Here is a 22,160-nt window from a genome sequence, read left to right as displayed (position 1 = left end):
CGGAGCGTAGGTGAGCCTACGTGAGCAACGGAAGGCCCAGCTGAATTCAAGATTCGACGTCGAATCCGTTTCCTGTCCCGCTTCGTGATCAAAAGTTGACTTTTTGAACTACCTCTTTAAAAGGATAATGCAAGTACCATTTCATTACCTTTTTATTATAAATTGGCCTCCGACATTTTGCGATGTTTTTCGGCCCGTTCGCGTTCGCTTTTGTTCAAAATCTTTTTGCGCAGGCGAACCGATTTCGGCGTAATCTCGCAGTACTCGTCGTCGTTCAAATACTCCAGCGCCTGCTCCAGCGAAAAAAGCCGCGGCGTTTTCATCTTGACCGTTTCGTCCTTCGTTGCCGAACGGACGTTGGTGAGCTGCTTTTCCTTGCAGATGTTCACGACAATGTCGTTGTCGCGCGTATGTTCGCCGACGATCATGCCCTCGTAAATTTCGGTGCCCGGTTCAACGAACAAAATCCCGCGATCCTCGATGGACAAAATGCCGTACAGCGTCGATACGCCGTTTTCGCTCGAAACGAGCACGCCTTCATGGCGTCCGCCGACCTGGCCGCCCGCATAAGGACCATAGCTGTCAAAAGCATGGTTCATAACGCCGTAGCCGCGGGTCAAGGTCAGGAAATGCGTACGGTACCCGATGAGTCCGCGGGCCGGGATCAGGAACTCAAGCCGCACCTGGCCGCTTCCGTTGTTGATCATGTTCACCATTTCGGCCTTACGGGAGCCCAGGCTCTCCATCACCGCGCCCATGCTTTCTTCAGGAACGTCGATCAGCAGCCGTTCGATCGGCTCCATCTTCACGCCGTCAATCTCGCGGACGATAACCTCCGGTTTGGACACTTGGAGCTCGTAGCCTTCGCGGCGCATATTTTCAATCAGGATGCCGAGGTGCAGTTCGCCGCGTCCGGACACGACAAACGCGTCCGGGCTGTCGGTCTCGTCCACCCGCAGCGATACGTCCGTTTCAAGCTCCTTGAAGAGGCGTTCGCGCAGCTTGCGGGAGGTGACCCATTTCCCTTCGCGGCCGGCAAACGGACTGTTGTTGACGAGGAACGTCATTTGCAGCGTAGGCTCGTCAATTTTCAGGACAGGCAGCGCCTCGGGCTGATTCGGGTCGGCGATCGTTTCGCCGATGTTGATGTCCTTGATCCCCGCCACGGCGACAATGTCGCCGGCGCCGGCTTCCTCGATTTCCACGCGGCGAAGGCCTTGGAACCCGAACAGCTTCTCGATGCGGGCCGATTTTTTGCCGCCGTCGCGCGTCATCACGGCCACGGGCTGTCCCTGGCGGATGACGCCGCGGTTGACGCGTCCGATCGCGATCCGCCCCAAATATTCGTTATAGTCCATCAGCGTAACGAGGAATTGCAGCGGCTCTTCGACGTTTTCGGTCGGCGCCGGAATATGTTCAATAATCGTTTCGTACAGGGCCAGCATGTTGTCGTCCTGTTTTTCCGGATCAAGGCTGGACGTTCCGTTCAGAGCGGACGCGTAAACGACCGGGAAATCCAGCTGCTCGTCGCTAGCTTCCAGCTCAATGAACAGGTCCAGAACCTCGTCGATGACTTCGGCCGGACGCGCGGCCGGACGGTCGATTTTGTTGACGACGACGATCGGCGTCAAGTGGTGCTCCAGCGCTTTGCGCAGTACGAATTTCGTCTGCGGCATGCAGCCTTCGTAAGCGTCGACGACCAGCAGTACGCCATCGACCATCTTCATGATCCGTTCCACCTCGCCGCCGAAATCGGCGTGTCCCGGGGTATCCACGATGTTGATCAGATAATCTTTGTACGTGATGGCCGTATTTTTGGCCAAAATCGTGATGCCGCGTTCGCGTTCCAGGTCGTTGGAGTCCATCGCCCGCTCCTGAACGGCTTCGTTTTCCCGGAAAATCCCGGATTGCTGCAGCAGCTTGTCGACTAGCGTCGTTTTGCCATGGTCTACGTGAGCAATAATCGCAATGTTGCGGATTTGACTTCTATCATGCATAGGTTTATCTCCATATCCTTTCGTCTCTTTATTTCTATAAAAGTTGAACGAATGATTGTAGGGAATAGGGCAGCCGTGTGAAATGTTCTTACGATCGCTGCTGTTCGCGGATTTCTATGATTTTATAGATTCCAACAAGGAAGAAATCCGCTCACAAAGGCGACCACTGCCGTTTCTTCAGAATCATTTCACACTCCCCGCCTAGCTCCCGCCTTTTCTTTAGTTCAACTGCCACAAAACAAAGCGCCGGACAAAATGCCGACGCTTGACTTATCCCTTATATTATACGCGAAATCGCGCAGAATTCAAGAACTTGCATGTCGTTACCAGATGCTCCGGTTTTTCCCGCGGCCTCTCGCCACGATAAGCCAAATCCCGCCGATAATGAGCAGGATGGCAAGAACATAAATCAGCGACAGCGAAAATAACGTCCACCCCAGCAGAATGACGGAAATCGCACCGATGATCAGCGCCGCGATGAACATTCCGCTCTGGCGGCGCGGCGAAAAATAGTCGTATTCGAACAAACCGACGGCAATTCCCAAGAAAAACAGCGGCCAGGTGTATTTCAGCGTTCCCCACCCGCCGATGATGCCGATGAAGAAAACGATGCTATATACGACCAATATCGCCCCGGGCAGGAGCAGCTCGGAAGGTCCCTTTCTCCAGAAATGCCACAGGTGCAGCACAATTCCGGGAATCAGCAGAAGCAGCGGCCAAAACGCTCTTCCGAGAAAACTGAAAAAACCCAATTTCCCCAGGAGGATGACGATCCCGGCAGCCAGAATCAAAATCCCCGTCATCAGCTTGTTGTTGTCGGACACGATCCATCACACACCTTCCAGAAGACAATGAGGGACAAGCCGCAGCAAATTACGACATCCCTGTTCTCTTCCAGTTTAGCTGAAAATCGGGCAAAAAACCACTCCTCCCCCCTGCGCTTCCGAAAAATGATTTTCGCTAGGCCCGAAAGGCGACCGTTCCCTTGCTTCCAGGCGATTCAGCCGCGGCCGGCCTTATATTTTTTCATCCAGCCGAACATAATAACGAGCACGGCAACCGCGGCCGGGACGGCATGGGTCACGTTGGGCAAGGCTGCCGCCAGCGCCGGGCCCAGCTGCGGATCCTGCAGAAACATGTCGCCGGCCGTATAACCGAGGATGCCGGCCCCCGCGTAGGTTAGGATCGGCAGGCGCTGCAGCCAATCGGCGATCAGATTGCTGCCCCAGACGACGATCGGAATACTGATGGCGATGCCGATCACAAGGATGGACAAGTCGCCTTTCGCAAGCGCGGCAATGGCTAGGACGTTGTCCAGGCTCATCACGAAATCCGCGGCCAGAATCGTCTGCACCGCTTTCCACATCGATGCCGCCCCGGAAACGCGGGTATCGTCCTCATGCGCCGGAAGCAGCAGCTTGAAGGCGATCCCCGCAAGAAGAAGCCCTCCCGCTGCGTGAATAAAAGGAATCTTCAACAAAATGACGGCGATCCAGGTAAGCGCGCAGCGTAGCAGAACCGCTCCCAGGGCGCCCCACCAAACCGCCTGTTTGCGCTGCTGCAGCGGCAGGCTTTTGCTGGCCATCGCGATAACCACCGCGTTATCGCCGCTTAGCACCAGATTTATAATCAATATTTCCGACAATAAAATCAACTGCTCCACGCTCATCCCTCCCTTACAACTTGTATGAGGAATTGAGCCAAGCTATGCCATTCTGAAACATCGTCTTTCGGACAAGTGAACCCTTTTGGAGCGTTAATACGTATTTACGTTTATAAGGAAGTGACCTTAATGGAATTATTTAGTGCGGCTTTTTTCCTGTCCTTGATCAATATCGTATTTATTGATCTGATTTTGGCGGGAGACAACGCCATCGTCATCGGGATGGCCGCGAGAAAGCTCCCCCGCACCGTGCAGAAGAAGGCGATTATTTACGGAACCGGCGGCGCCGTCATTCTGCGGATTGCGGCGACCTTGATCGTCGTTTGGCTGCTCGGCATTCCGTGGCTGCTGGCTGCCGGCGGACTGATGCTGATTTTTATCGCCTACAAAGTGCTAGCCGATGAAGGCGACCACGACAGCATCGAAGCCAAGGATAAGCTATGGCCGGCCGTGCGGACGATCGTCATCGCCGACGCCGCCATGGGCCTCGACAATGTGATCGCGGTCGCCGGCGCTTCCCAGCGCCACATGGTCCTCGTCGCAATCGGCCTCTTGATCAGCGTGCCGATCGTGGTCTGGGGAAGCACGTTGTTTATCAAGCTGCTGGAGAAGTTTCCGTGGATCGCCTACCTGGGGGCGGCCGTGCTGGCTTATACCGCAGCTAAAATGATTACGGAGGAACCGCATTTTCTTGCGTTCTTTGAGGACAACCCCGGCCTCCGATACGGGTTGATCGCCGTCGTAATCTGCGGTGTACTGCTGGCCGGCTTCTTGAAGAAAAGACGCCAGCAGAAAGAAAAGGACAACGCCAGCACTCATCCGGCAACCCGCTAAAGGCCGAGAAAAGTCAGGAGACTCAGCGCAAAAAAACGCGAGCATCGAGGGATCGCACCTCTGTGCTCGCGCTTTTGCATTGCGACCGTACCTATGTTCAAAACCACTTGCTCTGCACGACTTCCTCTTCCGCAGACGATTTACGTTTGATTTCGCGTCCCGGCCGGATCAGGATCGTCTCCGTCTCCTCGACCGCCCGATCGATCTGCTGCGGCAAATCCGTCAGCGAGCGCTCGACATTTTCCAATATCCGCAAATTCGGATTGGTCGAAGGCGATTTGGGCACAAACAATGTGCAGCAGTCTTCGTAAGGCAAAATCGACAAATCGTACGTTCCGATCTGCTGCGCCAAGGCGATAATGTCCAGTTTGTCGCTCATGACCAGCGGACGGAGCAGCGGCAGGTCAGTGGCCCGCCCAATCGCGTTCATGCTGGACAACGTTTGGCTCGCCACCTGGCCTAGGCTGTCCCCCGTCACCAGCGCCAAAGCGCCGCTGCGTTCGGCTAGCTGGGTAGCGATGCGCAGCATCGCCCTCCGCATCAGGGTGATGATCAGATTGTCCTGCCCCGTTTGCGCCAAAGACGTCTGAATGTCCGTAAACGGCACGAGATGCAGTTTGATTTCCCCGGCATATTTGGACAACACGGCGGCCAGATCGATCACCTTTTGCTCCGCCTTCTTGCTCGTGAACGGGTAGCTGTGGAAATGCACGCATTCGATTTCAAGCCCCCGCCGCATCGCGGACCAGCCGGCCACCGGACTGTCGATTCCGCCGGACAGCAGCAGCATCGCTTTGCCGTTCGTGCCCCGCGGGAACCCTCCGGGACCGGGAATGACCTCGGAGTACAAATAGGTTCCCTGCTCGCGAATTTCCACGCGCAGTTCGAGCTCCGGCTTGTGCACGTCCACTTTCAATTGCGGACACGCATTCAGGATCGGCTTGCTGACCAGGTGGTTCATTTCCTGGGAGGAATGGGGGAACGCCTTCCACACGCGCCGGGCATGCACTTTAAACGTCGTTCCTTCTTTGACGGACGCCTCCTCCACAAAAGATACGGCCGCGGCCACAATGTCCTCCAACCGCGAGACGGCCACCTTGACCGGGCTGATCGAAGTCAAGCCGAACACATTTTTCAGCGACTCGATGATCGCCTGGGCGGGCTCGCCGTTCAGCACGATGTAAATCCGCCCGAACTCCCTGCGGATTTCCGTTCGCGGGTAATTGCGAAGAAGCGCCTTTACGTGCTTGAGCGCTACATGTTCAAAGCGGGGACGGTTCCGCCCTTTGACCGTAATTTCTCCGAAACGGAGCAGCAGCATATCGTACAACAACATAACCGTGTTCTCTCCTATCGTAAGCTTTGCAGACGCTGAACCGATTTTTTCAGTGCGGCGAGCAAAGCGTCAATATCCTGTTCGTGGTGTTCTTCCCCCAGGCTGATGCGAATGCCGGACGATGCCGCCTCCGGGCTTCTTCCCATGGCCAGCAGCACACGGCTCGGTTCGCTTCGCCTGGAAGAACAAGCCGAGCGGGTCGATACGAAAAACCCTTCCTCCTCCAGCATATGGAGCAGCGCTTCCGCTTTCGTTCCCGGGTACGAAAAATGAACGATATGCGGCGCGGAAGCCCCCGGCGTATTGATCAAAAGCTCGGGCAGCGCTATCATTCCCCGGAGCAGGCGATCCTTCAGCGCCCCGAGTTTGGCGGCCCGGCTAGGCTGCCCTTCGCTCGCAAGACGCAGCGCCTTGGCGAAAGCGACGATATAAGGAATGTTTTCCGTACCGGAGCGTATACCGCCTTCCTGGCCGCCGCCGGCCAGCAGCGGGGACAGCTTCAGCCCTTCGCGGACGTACAGCAGGCCGACCCCTTTGGGCCCTCTTAGTTTATGCGCGGACAAGCTGTATAAATCAATCCCGGAGCCTTTGACCGCAAGCGGAAGCTTTCCGAATCCCTGCACCCCGTCCACATGGAACAACACCCGCGGCGCCTTATCCTTCAGCATCGCGCCGATTTCCGCCACCGGCTGAAGCGTCCCGGTTTCATTATTGACATGCATGACCGAAACGAGCACGGTGTCTTGACGAAGCGCCGCCTGCACCTGTTCCGCGGCGACCAGACCGTCCGCATCGACCGGCAGATAGGTAACCTCCCAGCCCCAGGACTCAAGCTGCTTGCAGCATTCGTAGACCGACGGATGCTCGGTTTCCGTCGTGATCAGATGTTTTCCCCGGTTAGTATACTGCAGGGCCGCCCCTTTAATCGCCGTATTGTTGCTTTCCGTGGCCCCGCCCGTAAAGACAATCTCCTTAGGGTTTACCGACAGCGCCGCCGCGCACACCTCACGGGCCTTGTTCAGCAGCCTATCGCTTTCCTCGCCGAGCCGGTGCAGGGAAGACGGGTTCCCGTAATGGCGGGCCATGACCTCGGCCACCGTTTCGGTTACTTCCTTGTATGGAGGCGTTGTCGCCGCGTGGTCGAAATAAATCATCGATTCACCTTCATTCCAAAAAAGACCAAAAGAAAAAACGCCGAAATTCAAAAAGCATTCGGAGCGTTTTTCTTTGCGATCTCTAAATTTTAATAAGTTCAACTGATCAGCCTTGTAAACTTGGCATCAGACTTCGTATTTGGCTTGCGCCGTCAAAATTTTGCGGATATAGTTTTGCGTTTCCTGCGGGAGCAAATGCAGCTTCTCCATCAACTGCTCGTCGTTGCCGATCCCCAGCCTTTGCAAACGCCCCGGGCCGGCATTATAGGCCGCCAGCGCCGTCTTCAACTCACCGCCGAAGCGGCTTAGCTGATAGGACAAATACCGGGTGCCGCCGTCGATGTTTTGCGCCGGATCAAACGGGTCGCTGACTCCAAGCCCCCGGGCCGTTCCGTCCATCAGCTGCATCAGCCCTTTGGCCCCTGCGGACGAAACTGCCGTCGGATTAAAAGAAGATTCCGTATCGATTACCGCCTTGATCAGGCTTTCCGGAACGCCGTAAGTTTGGCTGGCCCGGGCGATCAGCGCTTCGATATTATCTCCGGCTTTGACCGGCAGCGCCGAAGCTTCCGCGGGTTCTGCGGAAACCGCGTCCGCATAATCCGTATTCGCCATGGACGGCGATAGCATGGCCAGCCCCTCCGATAGATTCAAACCGTTTCCCGGGAGGTATCCCGGTAAAGACGAATCTAAAGCGCCCGTTTCCCCCTGCTCCGCCAACATTATTTCCTGCAGCAGAATATCGAACAACGAACCATCGGTATGGGCGGCCGTCCGCTCCACCGAAGTTCCCTGCAGATCCAGGCCGTTCATCGTCTGCAGTTGAATGAGCTGTCCCAAAGTGCGCGGGTCAATTTGCATGCGTGATACTCCTCTTTCCGTGTACAAGTTCGATGCCTTTATTTTACACGCAAACGCCGCCAATAACCACCACTTTTTGCGAAAAAAGCGAAAAATGAAAAAGGCCAACGTCCGGAAAAGCGACGTCAGCCAGCCGTTATCGGCAAGAAACAAGAGGAAAACGGCGAAAATTATCGAGTAAACGGCATGAGGACAAAATAACTAAGCGTCGACACGATCCCCAGCCCGATCGCCCATGCTCCGGATGTTTTATTGCCTTGGCTGTATGCGTAAAAACCCATCACGGCAGCGAGCGGACCCAAAATAATCGACCACAGGAAAAGCGAGGCGATCCCCAAACCAACACCGACGTAGCCAACCGTTCGTCCGGCCGTGTTCGCATCTGTATCGGCGCGTTCAGCCCGGTTCGCATCGCCGGCTTCTCCATCCGTATCTTCCCGGCGTTCGCGAACCGCGTTTCCGCTGAATGTTCCCGCCGGCGTTACTTCGGCGGCATATTCCTCGCGGTGGTCTTTACGCGGATAATCGATCCGGCTTTGCTTTTCGGTTGACGGCAGATCCGTTTTGTCTTCTTCATTCAAGGAATCAGTCATCAATAAGCACCTCCGCTAGTAGGTTGGTTTTTGCGGTTAAGACGATTTCGGTTTAAACGTATGGCAGCAGGTGGCCGAGGACGACACTGCCGTATCCCGATGTTCCGTATCGAACGTTTCGCCGGCAAATTCCGCTTTGTAATGTCTACCCGCGTGCTGGTCAATATCGATCATAATCACATCGGCGTTGCACACGTTTTTTTCTCCCCAATACGTGCAGTTGGAGACGCTGCATTTGACCATGGGTTTGTCCCCGTTTGGCATATTGATCACCTCGGTTAACATTTTCCCCGCAGCGGCGGATCGCTATACAGACCAGAGGCTGACAAATCGGGGCAAAAAAAGAAAAAAGATGCCGAAATCGGCATCCCGTGTTCAAATCGGTGAATTCGGTTATTTGGAATGAGCGCGGTTCAAGCGAAGCTGAATCAAATAATCGCTTTCATAATAGGTCAGATCATCGCGCAGTTCCTCGAACGCCCGGGTAATGTCGAGCACGGCGTCGCGCGCCGGACGGGACGGCTTCTTGCGGAAACGGATGGCGTCTTGCCCGGTATATGCATATCTTCCGTCCTCGGAGTAACTTTCGTTTTTGGGATAGAAGAAGTTATTTACGCAGTCGTGATATACATGATACAGCGCTTTTTCGGCCGCTTCCTCATCAAAGGTGCCGCGGCGAAGCACGATCCCCAGCTTCTCATAGCAATCTTCGCAATAAACGAGCAAATGCCGCAGGTCCGACAGCAACCCCTTGTAAAATAAACCTAGCTCTTCGTTTTGGCCTTCCGTAAGCTGCGGCAGCGAATAATGGTTCAAAAACGCTTCGATCCGGCCGGCCGCGCTCTTAAGCTGTTCCCTTGCAGTTTCACAAAGTTGCCTGATGTTATTGGCTTGTGGCATGCAAACAATTCTCCTTCACCTGTAATGATCGGTATAGTCATTAACGCCCTTATCGTAACACAATTTGACCATTTAAGGTATCCCTCAAGAATAAAAACGGGCAGTTCACCTCACGATATACCCATCGGCATTACGAATGTGAAGGAGGAACAACGATGAACTGGCGCAGATGGGCCGCGATCGGCTTGACGGGAGCCGCCGCCATTGCGGCGATTTCCCTGTTTCCGAGAACGGACAACGACGCAAGGCCAAGAAATCAAATTGCCAAACTCTCCGTACCGAAACCGGCGGAGGAACAGCAGTTGAAGCAAAACATGCTGCGGCGCGATGTCACCGCCACGGAACGCCTCTACCGCCTGGACGCCAAAGGGCATCTTCGCACCCTAGCTTCCGATTTTGCCCAGGCTCCATCCGGCAAGCTGCCGAATTCGGCCCGGGAGCTGCAAAAAGATCACAAGCAGTTTCAGGCGATTTTTTGGTACGATGCGGAAAACCGGCAGGAAAAGCAGTTTCGCCGCGCGGATTTCCGGCCGGACCCGGCGGTGAAAGAACAGCTCGATACGTACGTAAGTTACGCCCGCAAGGCGCTAAACAAAGCGAAGTCCTACGAATCTCCCGTGTTTCCGGCAAAACAGCCCAAATACTTTGTGTCGGCGGAGCCGGCCAAAACCGGAAAAAAGGGCGTTATCGCGATCATGGACGCCGGCATTTTGAGCCGTGTTGAAGAACATCAGCACAAAAATTTGCGGCTGATTCCCTACCCGAAGGAAGGTAAATTCAAAGTCGAATCCGTGCACGCCGACACGCTTCGCGACATCACCGTCAAAACCGGCCATGACAACGAAAAGGCAAGCCATTATTATGAGAACGAAATCGTAGTTACCTTCGACAAGAAGCCGGCGCCGGAGGAAATGCGGCGGATCGAAAAAGACATCGGCGGATCGATGACGCGGAAGCTCAACCATACGTATATTTTCCGCTCGGAAACGATGGACATGAAGCAGTTGAAGCGCTACTTCCAGAAAAAGTGGAGGCCCAAATATATCGAGCCGCATTATTTGTATCTTACCAATGAGTTCGGCGGCGGATTTTGGGACGGCGGTTTATTCAACAATGATGCGAGTACCGGGATGCAAGAGGATACGCCGGTAATTCCGAACGACCTGCTGTTCTCGGAATACCAATGGAACTTGCCGATCACGGAGACGAACCGGGGCTGGAAGCTGTCCAAAGGCAGCAACGACGTGATCGTGGGCATCGTGGACACCGGCGTGGACCTGAAGCATCCCGACCTGAAAGGACGGCTGCTGAAGGGCTACAACGTGATTAATCCCGACAAGGCACCGACGGACGATGTCGGCCACGGCACCCATGTCGCCGGCATCATTTCCGCCAACGTCAACAACGGCGAAGGGATCGCCGGGATGATGTGGGGCGGCAAAATCCTGCCGGTCAAAGCGCTCGACAAATCCGGCTCCGGGACGACCTATTCGGTGGCCCAGGGGATCATTTGGGCGACGGACCACGGGGCCAAGGTCATCAATATGAGCCTCGGCAACTATGCGGATGCCCAGTTTCTGCATGAGGCGATCAAATACGCTTATAATCATGACGTTGTGCTGATCGCCGCCACGGGCAACGACAATACGGAACGTCCGGGCTACCCGGCCGCTTATCCGGAGGTATTGTCCGTTTCCGCCACGGACTTTAACCTAAAGAAGGCTTCCTTCTCCAATTACGGGGACTACATTGACGTCATGGCCCCCGGCGAAAGCATTGCCAGCACCTATCCGGACAATCAATACGCCGCTTTATCCGGCACCTCGATGGCCAGCCCGCATGTGGCGGCCCTGGCGGCTTTGATCCGCTCGATCAATCCCGACCTGAAAAATACGGAGGTCATGGACATTATCCGTAAAAACGTGATCGATCTCGGCGATGCCGGGCGGGACAAATATTACGGATACGGACAGATCGACGTGTTCGCCGCGCTGCAGGCCGCCGGCGGCGGCAACGCTCCGCTCCAGTTCTGGCCGCAATCGATCCAGCGCAAAATGGACCGCGTAATCGATCAGAACAAGTAAAGCTATATAAATTAAGTAAGGCCCGTCCAAACCAAAAGCCTCCGCAGCGCGTATGTGCATTCACGCGCTGCGGAGGCTTTGACCATAAATATAAGTATGCTTGTGCCTTGCAGTGTTGAAAGTTTGCCGTAAGCCGGGTTCTGTACTCTTTGCGGTATTAACGGGAACTACCCTCCCGCCCTTGAGCGACAATCATCTATCTAGGCCGTCCATTACTGAACGGCTCCAGCAACCAACCCGGACGCGCCTCGGGCAAAGGCTGCTTCCAAAGAAGCCGCGTCCCATTAGGTCTTGCTCCAGGTGGGGTTTACCAGGAACGAAGTCGCCAGCGTTCCTCGGGGTCTCTTACACCTCGGTTCCATCCTTGCCTGTGCGCGCCTTGCGGCGGCCATCGGCGGTCCATTTCTGTGGCACTATCCTTCAGCTCGCGCTGACTGGACGTTATCCAGCACCCTGCCCTGTGGAGCCCGGACTTTCCTCCCGCGGCCTTAAAGCCGCCGGCGATTGTCTGTCAAACTTTCATAGGCAACATTACATAGTATACAGACATTGACGGCCGCTGACAAGTGTGAATCAGCGGAAAAACTGGCGTTTCATGGTTCCTCATGGTTCTACATAAATACGAACGGTTCCGTATCGATGGCGGAAACATGCACCTTGGTGTCATATTTGCCTTCATTAAGCTTCTCCGTCAGCCACTTTGCCACTTTCCGCTTCATGATTTTTTCGGCGTTGTGCCCCGGATCGACGATGGCGATCCCGGCCATCAAGGCGTCCTGAGCCGTATGGTAATCAACGTCACCGGTGACGAGCACATCGGCGCCGCGGAACTGCGCCTGCTTCCAATAACGGCCCCCCGATCCGCCCAGCACGGCGGCTTTGCGGACCGGCCGCTTCAGATCGCCGACAACGCGCACCATCGGCACGTCCAGCCGCTCTTTAACCCGCTGCACGAAGTCTTCCAGCGTGACCGGTTCCCGCAGCTTGCCGACGCGGCCAAGCCCCAGCGTCCGTCCTTTGAGCTCCATCGGATACAGGTCGTAGGCGACCTCCTCGTAAGGATGCTGCTTCAGCATCGCCTGAATCACTTTGCTGCGCAGGCTCTGCGGAACGACGGTTTCGATGCGGATTTCCTCCACCTTCTCCAGCTTGCCCTGCGCCCCGATATAGGGGTCGGTGCCTTCGCCGGGCTTGAACGTGCCGTATCCCTCGATGTTGAAGCTGCAGTGGCTGTAGTTGCCGATAGCGCCCGCTCCGGCGCCCAGCATTGCGTCCAGCACCTTTTCATGATGGTCCTTGGGGACGAACACGACCAGCTTATACAGGTTGTCGGTATGCAGGTCCTCCAGCGGCGCGGCGCTTTCGATGTCCAAGGCTTCGGCCATCCAGTCGTTCATCCCGCCGTCCGTCACATCCAGGTTCGTATGGGCGATGTACACCGCGATATCGTTTTTGATCAGCTTCTCGTACACTTTGCCCATCGGCGTATCGCTCTGCAGATTGGCAAGCGGGCGGTATATAATCGCATGGTGGGCGATGATCAAATCGGCGCCTGCGGCGATCGCTTCATCCGCTACCGCCTCGTTGACGTCCAAAGCGATCAGTACGTTTTTGATTTCCTTTTGCAGGCTGCCGAGCTGCAGCCCGATTTTATCGCCTTCCATCGCCACATGTTTCGGAGCAAGCTGCTCCATGTATTGAATTACCGTTTGACCTTTTGCAAACATGCCAGCACCTCCTGGAGTTGTTCCGTAAGCCGCCCCAGTTCTTCTTCCTTTTCCCGGGACGCTTCCAAGGCGGATGAGGCCACCGAACGGCGGATCTTTTCCAGCTTGCGGATTTCCGATTCCCATTTCTTTAAAAAAACATCGTCCGGTTTAAGCGTCAGCCGCGGTCCCATCAAATAAAGCAAATCCTTCGCAAGCGCGATTCCCCGCCCCTCATGATCGGTCAATTCGCGCTCCGCGTACAGCTGGGCATTCCGCGCCGCGGCATCGGCAGCCGACTCCGCCATCATCACTTCGTATATTTTGCCGTCTTCCTCCAAAATAGCCTCTTCGGCCAGGTACCAATCGTTTTCGGCAAGCCAGCGGCGCACGAGCTCTTCGCCTACATTCGGCTGCAGCACCAGCCGCTTAACCCCTGCAAGCTTGGGTTTGCCGCCGCTCAAAATCGAAACGATCAAGGCTCCGCCCATGCCCGCGATCGTAATCGCGTCCACTTCGCCGGGAGCGATGACGGCCAGCCCGTCTCCCTTGCGGACGGAAATCCGCTGCGTCTCCCCGGCCTCGGCGACCTGGCGTCTGGCCGCCTCCAGCGGCCCGTCGTTGACCTCGCCGGCCACGGCAAATGCGGCCCGCCCGCTCTGCACCGCCGATACCGGCAGCAAGGCGTGATCCGACCCGATATCGGCAAAACGGCAGCCCTTTGGCAGCAGATCGGATATTAGCTGCAATCTTGCGGACAATCTCATGAAGCGATCCACACCACCCATTTTTTACGTAATACGAACAAGATTAGGAAAACCGCGGCCATTTTCAGCAGCGCCAGCGCCGCCATCCCCTCGTAGGCCGCATGCCGCAGCAGAAATACATCCGCCTCCGGCATAAACCACAGCGTAAGGGAAACGGCGAAAAACACGCGGGCCGACTGCTTGAGCCGATGGTGACTCAACCAGCTTAACCAAAACAGCAGGGCGGCAACCGGCAGCCATAACAGCTGCAGCAGCGCCCAGGACGTTTCGGGATGCAGCCTTTCGAACAGGATAGCGTACAGCAAAATGCCGCAAACGAACCCGCAGTATGTCAAAATCCCCAACCGCAGGCTGTAGCCCGCGGCAATCCACACGATCCCGCAAACGGCGATCAGCAGCGCGGCTCCGCTGTCCGCTTCCCAGCCTTGAAGGCGGATCGTCCAGCCCCCGAAACCCAGCAACAGCAAACTGCCCAGGCCCGCCGCGCACAATGCGTACAACGGCCGGTTGCGCCGATGGTACGCCGCCAGGGAATAACAACCGAAGCAAAGCAGCAGCGCAGCCGCGATTTGCAAACCCCAAGGAAAAGCGCTAAAATAAAAAACAATAAAGAAAAAGAAGGAAATTATGCCAAATGAAAGGGACCAAAGTTTCCAGCTTCCTTGCTGAATTTGTCCCAAGGAGAAGAAGCTTCGGGAATCCCCTTCCGGCTCGTCGCTGTACAAATTTTGCAGGAAATCGCAGTACTGTTCGGGAAGCAGCCGGCTCCTTCTCCAGTGCTCGATTTCGTTCAGGATGATTGCTTTTTTGTCCTGATTCAAAGGCAGCACCTCTTTTAACAAAAATGACCTTGCTGCTTTGGCTGCAGAAGGTCAGAGCTAACACGCCTACCCGCGACGCTTATTCGAGAAAATCCTTCAACCGCTTGCTGCGGCTCGGATGGCGCAGCTTGCGGAGCGCCTTTGCTTCAATTTGCCGGATTCTCTCCCGCGTTACGCCGAACACCTTGCCGACTTCCTCCAGCGTTCTCGTCCGTCCGTCGTCCAGTCCGAACCGAAGCCGAAGCACGTTCTCCTCCCGTTCCGTGAGCGTATCCAAGACGTCCTCCAATTGTTCCTTCAGGAGTTCGTAAGCGGCGGCGTCCGCCGGGGCCAAAGCTTCATGGTCTTCGATAAAATCTCCCAGATGGGAATCGTCCTCTTCCCCGATCGGTGTTTCCAACGATACCGGTTCCTGGGCGATTTTCATGATTTCACGAACTTTCTCGACGCTTAGATCCATCTCGGCGGCGATTTCTTCCGGCGCGGGTTCGCGTCCCAGCTCCTGCAGCAGCTGGCGGGAGACGCGGATCAGCTTGTTGATCGTCTCCACCATGTGAACCGGAATCCGGATCGTTCTGGCCTGGTCGGCAATCGCCCGCGTAATCGCCTGGCGAATCCACCACGTTGCGTACGTGCTGAATTTAAAGCCTTTTTTGTGGTCGAATTTCTCGACCGCTTTAATGAGGCCCATATTGCCTTCCTGAATGAGATCGAGGAACAGCATTCCGCGCCCTACATAGCGCTTGGCGATGCTCACCACGAGGCGGAGATTCGCTTCGGCCAGGCGGCGTTTGGCTTCCTCATCCCCGTTTTCGATCCGTTTGGCCAATTCCATTTCATCATCTGCGGAAAGCAGGGGAACCCGGCCGATTTCCTTCAGGTACATGCGGACAGGGTCGTTGATTTTGATGCCCGGCGGCAGGCTCAAATCATCGTCAAAGTTAAAATCGTCATCATGCGCGGCATCCTCGTCCCCGCGCCGATGCTCTTCATCGCCGTCACCCGTAACGTCGATGCCCAAATCCGCCAATTGTTCATAAAATTCGTCCATTTGTTCCGGATCCTGGTCGAAGGGCGAGAGCTTCTCCATAATTTCTTTATATGATAATGAAGATCTTTTCTTGCCTTGCTCAATCAGCTGATCCTTTACCTGGTCCAGCGTCAATTCAGTTTCTAGTTCAGTATGCTGGTCATTCGTCATATCTGGCTCCCTCCTCCCTAGAAACGTCACCGAAAGTCCATCGTCTTACTGTCTCTCTAGGGCAATAATCTCACTTGCAATTTGCGCCGCACGCATAAAATCCCCGGCTCGTTCCGCGGACACCATTTCTTCCTTCTTTTGCTTGATTTGCGCGAGAAGCGGCACTTTGCGGATCTCCCGAATGCAATCGTCCAGCTCTTGCGTCGTCCATTCCTCCGGCGTATCCGTCATGGCGATCGAGATAACCGTCCGCTCAAGCCGTTCATCCTGAAGCGAGGAGATAAACCGGCTGGCATCCGGGGTTTTTCCCTGCGCGTAATAGGCGTATAGATAAGCGGCAATCGCCACATGATCTTCGATGTTAAAATTGGTGCCAAGACGATCGCCCACATAACGGGCCACTTCTTCGTCCTGCAGCATAAAAGAAAGCAATCTCCGTTCCGCCACCTGATAAGCGGGCAGCAGAGCCGGCATGGAAGCCTGCCCTTTTTTATGCCTACCATTATTCCACCTTTCGGGCTTATTATCCCCGGCGTTTGCCTTTTTTTGCATGGCTGTTCTAAGTTCGTTGCATTCCTGCTTCAAACTGTCGAAGGACACCTGCAAATCGGCGGACAATTCCTTCAAATATATCTCGCGTTCGCTTGGCGAAGCCAGCGCCGCGATAATGGGCATCGCTTCTTTGATGTAAGCGACCTTTCCGTCTTCTTCTAGCAGTATATGGTTTTTTTTCAGATATATAAGCCTAAATTTGACGGATGAGACGGCGCCGTCCAACACTTGATGTTTGAATCGTTCCGCCCCGTATTTACGGATAAACTCGTCGGGATCGAGCCCCTCGCTGAGCAGCGCGATTCTGACCTGAAAACCGGCGTTCTCCAAAATCGGAATACTCTTGAGCGCGGCGGCTTGTCCGGCCTGATCCCCGTCGTAGCACACCAGGACCTCGTCCGCCAGACTTCTCATGATCGACGCGTGGCTTTCCGTCAACGCGGTTCCCATCGTGGCCACTCCGTTATGAACCCCCGCCTCCCAAGCGCTGATCACATCGCCATAACCCTCAAACAACACAATTTGCCGCGATTTCCGGATTTCGTTTTTCGCCTGATGCAAATTGTAAAGCGTCCGGCTTTTGCTGAACAGCTTGCTTTCCGGGGAATTCAAATATTTCGGCTGCCCTTCGCCAAGTACCCTGCCGGCAAAGGCTATGACTTTACCGCTCCGGTTGTGCAAAGGAAAAATGACCCGATCGCGAAACCGGTCGACAAACCCGCTCCCATCCTGTTTCGAGGACAACAGTCCGCCTTTCTCCATCGCGCCGAGATCGAAAGAACGCTTGTCCAAAAACTGAACCAGCGTATCCCATCTGGCCGGGGCGTAACCGATTTGGAACGTATCGATCGCTTTATCGGTAAAACCGCGCGATTTCAAATACTCCATGGCCGGTTTGCCGTATTCCGTATTTTTCAGCAAATAGTGATAGAACTTGGAGGTCCATTCATGGGCTTGCAAGAGCTGCTCCAATTCCCGGTTTTGCGGCGAATCCCCAAAGCTTCTTCCTTTGTCTTCAAAAGGAATATGCGCCTCTTCCGCCATGATCCGGACGGCTTCGGGAAAAGTTAATCCTTCGATTTCCATCCTGAACTTGATGGCGTTTCCGCCCTTGCCGCAACCGTAACAGTGGAAGATTTGACGTTCGGGGGTTACCGTAAAAGACGGGGTTTTCTCCGAATGAAACGGACAAAGCCCCTTCATGTACTTGCCCTGTTTTGTCAGATGAACGTGCTTGCTGACCGTGTCGACGATATCATGCTGCCGCAAGACGGCCTCGATGACTTCTTCCGGAATGCCGCGTCCGGTGCTCATTCAAATCACCTTCATCTTTCGCAAAGAGAATTTCAACACGTCAAAATTTCGGACATTTCGAAGTTTCTCTATGACACGTAAATAGTAATTCGCTAAAACTATACATTCTCCTGCATATGTTCCAAAAGTTTTGACAGCACTTCGGCAAAATGTTTGCGATCCTCGTTCGTAAATGGCTTCGGCCCTTTGTGGCGCTGCCCTCCGCGCCTTGCTTTGGCGTGAGCATGCCGCCGCTCCAGCAAACGGTCGATGTTCCCCGGATGAAAGATTTCGCCGCGCGGCGACAAGCTGGAGCAGGATTTGGCCAGTACCAGCGCGGCAAGACCGTAATCCTGGGTGACGACGATGTCTCCCTTCACGACATGGTTCGCGATATACAAATCGGCGCTCTGACTGCTCCGGTCCACCTGAATGACGGCAACTCCGTCCGCCGGCTGCAGCGTGTGGTCATAGGAAGAAACCATCACCACCTGAACGCCGTAGCGGCCGGCCGTTTCGGCGATCTCCGCCTTTACCGGGCAGGAGTCGCCGTCCACGACAACGCGCATAATCACTCGCCTCGCCTTCCCGGGAATGTACCTTGAATGCTACCCGCTAAACTATTCTAACGGTTGCCGCAAGCGTTGTTTGTTCCAAGAACGTTGATTTCAAATTCTAACGGTTGCCGTTGCGCTTACCCCGGCTAATTTCGCTTAGATTCAGGCAAACCTGCGCACAACCGTCAGAATTCAGAAAGGTCTATTTGCGGAAAATAGCGCCTGCTGCAACCGTTAGATTTCCGGCGGGCGATCGTACGATTTGAAAACCTGAGCTGATGCGGAAATCTAGGAGTTGTCCGTTGCTCTCGCCACTACTTTAAGTTCCGTTCTACCAAACCAATTTGCCGAAATCGGCGAATGCCTTGAGATCCTCGTCGATGGCGGCGAGCAGCGCCAAACGGTTCGTGCGGATCGCTTCGTCTTCGGCCATAACCATGACGGCATCAAAGAAAACGGTGATAGCGTCCTTCAAACCACTGATTACGTCAAGCGCCTCGGCGGCATTCCGATTTGCAAGCGCCTCGCGGTATTTGTCCGTGATCGCGCGCCATGCCTCGTGCAGCGCTTGTTCCGCCGGTTCGGCGAGCAGATCGGAACGGACTTTCTCGCCGGTCGCTTTGGCGGCCAGGTTGCTGACCCGCCCGAACGATTCGACCGTCAGCTTAAAGTCAGCTTGGGTGGTTACGGCATCCATCAGCGCGTTCCCCCGGGCAACGACGGATACAACATCATCATATCCTGCGGCGATAACGGCATCCACGACATCGTAACGCAGGTTGTCGGACAGCGTTTTTTTGACGCGAAGCCCGAAGAACTCCAGCAGATCTTTCAGGATTTCCTCTTCCCCGCGTTTCAGCCCCTGGAATTGCCGGTGGGTTTCCAAGGCGATTTTGAAAATATCCGTCAGCAAAATCGGCAGCTTGTGCTCCAAAACGATCTGCACGATGCCGGCCGCTTGACGGCGCAATGCGTATGGATCCTGGGAGCCCGTCGGAATGATCCCGATCGAGAAGCAGCCGGTAATCGTGTCGATTTTGTCGGCGATGCTGACGATGGAACCAACGGTGGACGCAGGCGCCGCATCACCCGCGAAACGGGGCTGATAGTGCTCGAAAATTCCCCGGGCGACCGCTTCCGGCTCCCCGGCTTTGCGGGCGTAATCCTCGCCCATCACGCCTTGCAGCTCGGGAAACTCGTAAACCATTTGCGTGACGAGGTCGAATTTGCAAATTTCCGCGGTGCGCGCGGCCGCTTCGGCCGTACCGCTGTCGGCGCCGAGCAGGGCGGACAGCTTCTCCGTATTGCGGCGAATGCGGCGGACCTTGTCGCCGATCGTGCCGAGCTCGTCATGGAACACAATGCTTTCCAGCTTGGACAACGCGTCCTTGATCGCCAGCTTTTGGTCTTCCTCGTAAAAGAACTTCGCGTCGGACAACCGGGCCCGCAGCACCTTTTCGTTCCCGCGGGCGATGACGTCCAGGGAAGCGTCGTTCCCGTTGCGGACGGTAACGAAATAAGGCAGCAGGCGCCCCTGGCCGTCCAATACCGGGAAATAACGCTGATGCTCGCGCATCGACGTGATGAGCACTTCCTGCGGAATGTTCAGGAACGATTCCTCGAACGTACCAAACAGCACAGTCGGCGTTTCGACCAGGAACAACACTTCTTCCAGCAGATCGTCCTTCACCGCGATATGCCAGCCTTTTTCCTTGGCCAAGGCGTCGATTTGGCTTTGGATCATGTTTTGACGTTCATTCACGTCCGCGATCACGAACTGGGCGCGCAGCGTGTCCACATACGCCGCCGGCTCATTGATGATGGCTTCGGCACCGAGAAAACGATGGCCGCGCGTAACGTTGCCCGATTTGACGCCGGTGATTTCCAGGTCGATCACATCCTTGCCGAACAAGGCCACCATCCAGCGGATCGGGCGTACGAATTTAAAGTCGTAGCTGCCCCAGCGCATGTTTTTCGGAAAATTCATCGCCTGCAAAATGCCCAGCAAACCTTCGGCCAAAATCCCCGCTGTCTCCACGCCTGTGCGGCTTTTGCTGACATAGACATACTCCGTGCCGGCAACCTCGCGGAACATGAACTGCTCCGGATCGGCCCCTTGGCTGCGGGCGAATCCGAGCGCCGCTTTGCTCCAACCGCCGTTTTCATCCAGCGCGATTTTGCGCGACGGCCCCTTAACTTCCTCGTGCACATCCTCCTGCTTTTCGGCTACATCTCTTACCAGTACGGCCAAGCGGCGCGGCGTAGCGTAAGCTTCGACGGCGCCGTGGGCAATGACCGACTCCTCCAGCCATTTTTCCGTCCGTTCCTTCAACTGCTCCATCGCTCCGCGGATAAAGCGGGCCGGCATTTCCTCTAAACCGATTTCAAACAGCAGATCTTTAGCCACGTGCAGCTCCCCCTTTCTGAAGCATCGGGAAGCCGAGCTTCTCGCGCTCCTCCAAATACGTTGCGGCGACTTGCCGCGACAAGTTCCGCACCCGGGTGATATAACCGGTCCGTTCCGTTACGCTGATCGCGCCTCTGGCGTCGAGCAGGTTAAACGTATGCGAGCATTTCAGCACGTAATCGTACGCCGGGAACACCAGATGCTGCTCCATCGCCTTCTCCGCTTCCTGCTCGTACATATTGAACAGCGTAAACAGCATTTTGACGTCGGAAATTTCAAATGTATATTTAGAATGCTCATATTCCGCTTGATGGAAAACGTCGCCGTAAGTCGTACCGTCCACCCACTCTAGCTCGAACACGTTTTCCTTGTCCTGAATATAGGAGGCAAGCCGTTCCATCCCGTAGGTGATTTCCACCGCGACCGGATTCGCTTCAATCCCGCCGACCTGCTGGAAGTAGGTGAACTGGGTGATTTCCATCCCGTCCAGCCACACTTCCCAGCCGAGGCCCCACGCGCCGAGACCCGGATGTTCCCAGTTGTCCTCGACAAAACGGATGTCATGCTCCAGCGGATTAATGCCGAGCCGTTTCAAGCTTTCGAGGTAAATTTCCTGGATGTTGTCCGGAGACGGCTTAAGGATGACCTGAAACTGGTGATGCTGATACAGCCGGTTCGGGTTTTCCCCGTAACGTCCGTCGGCCGGACGCCGGGAGGGCTCCACATAAGCTACGTTCCACGGCTCCGGACCGATCGCCCGCAAGAAGGTCATCGGGTTGAGCGTGCCAGCACCCTTCTCCACGTCGTACGGTTGTACGACGATGCAATTTTGTTCCGCCCAAAACTGCTGCAGCGTTAAAATCATTTGCTGAAAATTCATCTACCACATCTCCTTTGCACTATAGAGGATACCCAAAACAAAGCGGAGCGGACTCGGCCGGTGCCGAAAGGCTCGTCGTCCTGGGCTTTGGAACTTGGAGAAGCGCCGCCCGTAAAACAAGGCTCAGCCGCTCCCGTATCAGCCGATCGTAACGAAGCAAGCCAAAAAGCCCCCGCCTCCTACGCCTGCTGACAGACGTAGGGACGAGAGCTGAAAGTTCCCGCGGTTCCACCCTACTTGATTTGCAACCGTTTATCGTTCATACGTGCGACTTGCGCCAAAGCACGAACCCGGTAGGCAAATCCTCTTTTCACGATCATTTCATGCTCCCGGGGCGCCGTTTCGCGAGAGTATCCAGCCAGGCTCCCACCATCCCCAGCTCGCTTCAAGGTAGGCAAAAAAACAACTTTTGATCACGAAGTTATTCATGAGGCTTACTCGGCATCGAATCTTGAATTCAGCAAGGCCTTCCGTTGCTCACGTACCCAAAACGTACGCTCCGCTACTCAGTCCCAGCTTCATCCAACCTTCTCGGTGCTGAAAAGCTGATTTTT

At 55.3% G+C, this 22,160-nt stretch carries 19 protein-coding genes and 1 other RNA gene; 2 read left to right on the top strand and 18 right to left on the bottom strand.

Annotated elements, in window-relative coordinates:
• Window positions 1-155 precede the first annotated feature (155 nt).
• From typA to DYE26_RS00655, 3 genes are all read right to left on the bottom strand, one after another.
• Window positions 156-1,997: a translational GTPase TypA gene (gene typA, locus DYE26_RS00665; RefSeq protein WP_036621355.1), complete on the bottom strand. Its 1,842-nt coding sequence runs from the start codon at window positions 1,995-1,997 to the stop codon at window positions 156-158.
• 323 nt (window positions 1,998-2,320) lie between these two features.
• Window positions 2,321-2,821 (bottom strand): hypothetical protein, encoded by a 501-nt coding sequence (locus DYE26_RS00660; protein WP_082207726.1) that lies wholly within the window; start codon window positions 2,819-2,821, stop codon window positions 2,321-2,323.
• 176 nt (window positions 2,822-2,997) lie between these two features.
• Window positions 2,998-3,660, bottom strand: coding sequence for a TerC family protein (locus DYE26_RS00655; RefSeq protein WP_036621352.1), 663 nt, complete (start codon window positions 3,658-3,660; stop codon window positions 2,998-3,000).
• Between the two features lie 129 nt (window positions 3,661-3,789).
• On the opposite strand from DYE26_RS00655, the gene DYE26_RS00650 reads away from it, so the two are divergent.
• Window positions 3,790-4,494: a TerC family protein gene (locus DYE26_RS00650; RefSeq protein WP_036621349.1), complete on the top strand. Its 705-nt coding sequence runs from the start codon at window positions 3,790-3,792 to the stop codon at window positions 4,492-4,494.
• A 97-nt stretch (window positions 4,495-4,591) separates the two neighbouring features.
• Here DYE26_RS00650 and thiI read toward each other — a convergent pair whose 3' ends face one another.
• From thiI to DYE26_RS00615, 6 genes are all read right to left on the bottom strand, one after another.
• A complete protein-coding gene (gene thiI, locus DYE26_RS00645; protein WP_036627862.1) occupies window positions 4,592-5,827 on the bottom strand; it encodes a tRNA uracil 4-sulfurtransferase ThiI in 1,236 nt (411 codons plus the stop codon).
• A 17-nt stretch (window positions 5,828-5,844) separates the two neighbouring features.
• Window positions 5,845-6,984: a cysteine desulfurase family protein gene (locus tag DYE26_RS00640; RefSeq protein WP_036627860.1), complete on the bottom strand. Its 1,140-nt coding sequence runs from the start codon at window positions 6,982-6,984 to the stop codon at window positions 5,845-5,847.
• A gap of 126 nt (window positions 6,985-7,110) precedes the next feature.
• The gene (locus DYE26_RS00635) at window positions 7,111-7,845 is read right to left on the bottom strand and encodes a lytic transglycosylase domain-containing protein (protein ID WP_036621346.1); all 735 of its coding nucleotides are present in this window, start codon (window positions 7,843-7,845) and stop codon (window positions 7,111-7,113) included.
• A 170-nt stretch (window positions 7,846-8,015) separates the two neighbouring features.
• Complete coding sequence (locus DYE26_RS00625) at window positions 8,016-8,438, bottom strand: hypothetical protein (RefSeq protein WP_036621342.1); 423 nt, start codon at window positions 8,436-8,438, stop codon at window positions 8,016-8,018.
• A 36-nt stretch (window positions 8,439-8,474) separates the two neighbouring features.
• Window positions 8,475-8,681: a DUF1540 domain-containing protein gene (locus DYE26_RS00620; RefSeq protein WP_244927431.1), complete on the bottom strand. Its 207-nt coding sequence runs from the start codon at window positions 8,679-8,681 to the stop codon at window positions 8,475-8,477.
• Between the two features lie 150 nt (window positions 8,682-8,831).
• Entirely contained in the window at window positions 8,832-9,338 is a 507-nt protein-coding gene (locus tag DYE26_RS00615; RefSeq protein ID WP_036621340.1) for a YpuI family protein, read from the bottom strand.
• Between the two features lie 155 nt (window positions 9,339-9,493).
• On the opposite strand from DYE26_RS00615, the gene DYE26_RS00610 reads away from it, so the two are divergent.
• Entirely contained in the window at window positions 9,494-11,422 is a 1,929-nt protein-coding gene (locus tag DYE26_RS00610) for a S8 family peptidase (RefSeq protein ID WP_036621338.1), read from the top strand.
• 114 nt (window positions 11,423-11,536) lie between these two features.
• Here DYE26_RS00610 and rnpB read toward each other — a convergent pair.
• From rnpB to glyQ, 9 genes are all read right to left on the bottom strand, one after another.
• Window positions 11,537-11,942: RNase P RNA component class A (gene rnpB / locus DYE26_RS00605), an RNA gene on the bottom strand.
• A gap of 91 nt (window positions 11,943-12,033) precedes the next feature.
• Complete coding sequence (locus DYE26_RS00600) at window positions 12,034-13,149, bottom strand: Nif3-like dinuclear metal center hexameric protein (RefSeq protein ID WP_036621336.1); 1,116 nt, start codon at window positions 13,147-13,149, stop codon at window positions 12,034-12,036.
• Window positions 13,125-13,895, bottom strand: coding sequence for a tRNA (adenine(22)-N(1))-methyltransferase (locus tag DYE26_RS00595; protein WP_036621333.1), 771 nt, complete (start codon window positions 13,893-13,895; stop codon window positions 13,125-13,127). Before DYE26_RS00595 ends, DYE26_RS00600 begins: the two co-directional genes overlap by 25 nt.
• Entirely contained in the window at window positions 13,892-14,716 is an 825-nt protein-coding gene (locus DYE26_RS00590; RefSeq protein WP_036621332.1) for a hypothetical protein, read from the bottom strand. Before DYE26_RS00590 ends, DYE26_RS00595 begins: the two co-directional genes overlap by 4 nt.
• A 79-nt stretch (window positions 14,717-14,795) precedes the next feature.
• Window positions 14,796-15,917 carry an RNA polymerase sigma factor RpoD gene (gene rpoD, locus DYE26_RS00585; protein ID WP_036621329.1) on the bottom strand — a complete coding sequence of 374 codons (1,122 nt, stop codon included), beginning with the start codon at window positions 15,915-15,917 and terminating at the stop codon, window positions 14,796-14,798.
• Between the two features lie 45 nt (window positions 15,918-15,962).
• Window positions 15,963-17,783 carry a DNA primase gene (gene dnaG, locus DYE26_RS00580; RefSeq protein WP_036621326.1) on the bottom strand — a complete coding sequence of 607 codons (1,821 nt, stop codon included), beginning with the start codon at window positions 17,781-17,783 and terminating at the stop codon, window positions 15,963-15,965.
• A 98-nt stretch (window positions 17,784-17,881) separates the two neighbouring features.
• Window positions 17,882-18,331: a YaiI/YqxD family protein gene (locus tag DYE26_RS00575; protein ID WP_036627858.1), complete on the bottom strand. Its 450-nt coding sequence runs from the start codon at window positions 18,329-18,331 to the stop codon at window positions 17,882-17,884.
• A 319-nt stretch (window positions 18,332-18,650) separates the two neighbouring features.
• Window positions 18,651-20,726, bottom strand: coding sequence for a glycine--tRNA ligase subunit beta (gene glyS, locus DYE26_RS00570; protein ID WP_036621324.1), 2,076 nt, complete (start codon window positions 20,724-20,726; stop codon window positions 18,651-18,653).
• Window positions 20,719-21,606, bottom strand: coding sequence for a glycine--tRNA ligase subunit alpha (gene glyQ, locus DYE26_RS00565; protein WP_036621322.1), 888 nt, complete (start codon window positions 21,604-21,606; stop codon window positions 20,719-20,721). The genes glyS and glyQ overlap by 8 nt, the downstream gene beginning before the upstream one ends.
• Between the last annotated feature and the right edge of the window lie 554 nt (window positions 21,607-22,160).

It is taken from the genome of Paenibacillus macerans, from assembly GCF_900454495.1.
In the GTDB taxonomy this organism is placed as follows: Bacteria; Bacillota; Bacilli; order Paenibacillales; family Paenibacillaceae; genus Fontibacillus; species Fontibacillus macerans.
Note: the sequence above shows the minus strand (reverse complement) of the source record. Positions and strands in the feature narration are given on the sequence as shown.

Coding starts and splice junctions, on each gene's coding strand:
- DYE26_RS00615 (WP_036621340.1), bottom strand. CDS start 9,338: ATGCCACAAGCCAATAACATCAGGCAACTTTGTGAAACTGCAAGGGAA.
- DYE26_RS00620 (WP_244927431.1), bottom strand. CDS start 8,681: ATGGTCAAATGCAGCGTCTCCAACTGCACGTATTGGGGAGAAAAAAAC.
- typA (WP_036621355.1), bottom strand. CDS start 1,997: ATGCATGATAGAAGTCAAATCCGCAACATTGCGATTATTGCTCACGTA.
- DYE26_RS00595 (WP_036621333.1), bottom strand. CDS start 13,895: ATGAGATTGTCCGCAAGATTGCAGCTAATATCCGATCTGCTGCCAAAG.
- DYE26_RS00600 (WP_036621336.1), bottom strand. CDS start 13,149: ATGTTTGCAAAAGGTCAAACGGTAATTCAATACATGGAGCAGCTTGCT.
- DYE26_RS00610 (WP_036621338.1), top strand. CDS start 9,494: ATGAACTGGCGCAGATGGGCCGCGATCGGCTTGACGGGAGCCGCCGCC.
- DYE26_RS00575 (WP_036627858.1), bottom strand. CDS start 18,331: ATGCGCGTTGTCGTGGACGGCGACTCCTGCCCGGTAAAGGCGGAGATC.
- DYE26_RS00635 (WP_036621346.1), bottom strand. CDS start 7,845: ATGCAAATTGACCCGCGCACTTTGGGACAGCTCATTCAACTGCAGACG.
- glyQ (WP_036621322.1), bottom strand. CDS start 21,606: ATGAATTTTCAGCAAATGATTTTAACGCTGCAGCAGTTTTGGGCGGAA.
- DYE26_RS00650 (WP_036621349.1), top strand. CDS start 3,790: ATGGAATTATTTAGTGCGGCTTTTTTCCTGTCCTTGATCAATATCGTA.
- rpoD (WP_036621329.1), bottom strand. CDS start 15,917: ATGACGAATGACCAGCATACTGAACTAGAAACTGAATTGACGCTGGAC.
- DYE26_RS00640 (WP_036627860.1), bottom strand. CDS start 6,984: ATGATTTATTTCGACCACGCGGCGACAACGCCTCCATACAAGGAAGTA.
- dnaG (WP_036621326.1), bottom strand. CDS start 17,783: ATGAGCACCGGACGCGGCATTCCGGAAGAAGTCATCGAGGCCGTCTTG.
- DYE26_RS00625 (WP_036621342.1), bottom strand. CDS start 8,438: ATGACTGATTCCTTGAATGAAGAAGACAAAACGGATCTGCCGTCAACC.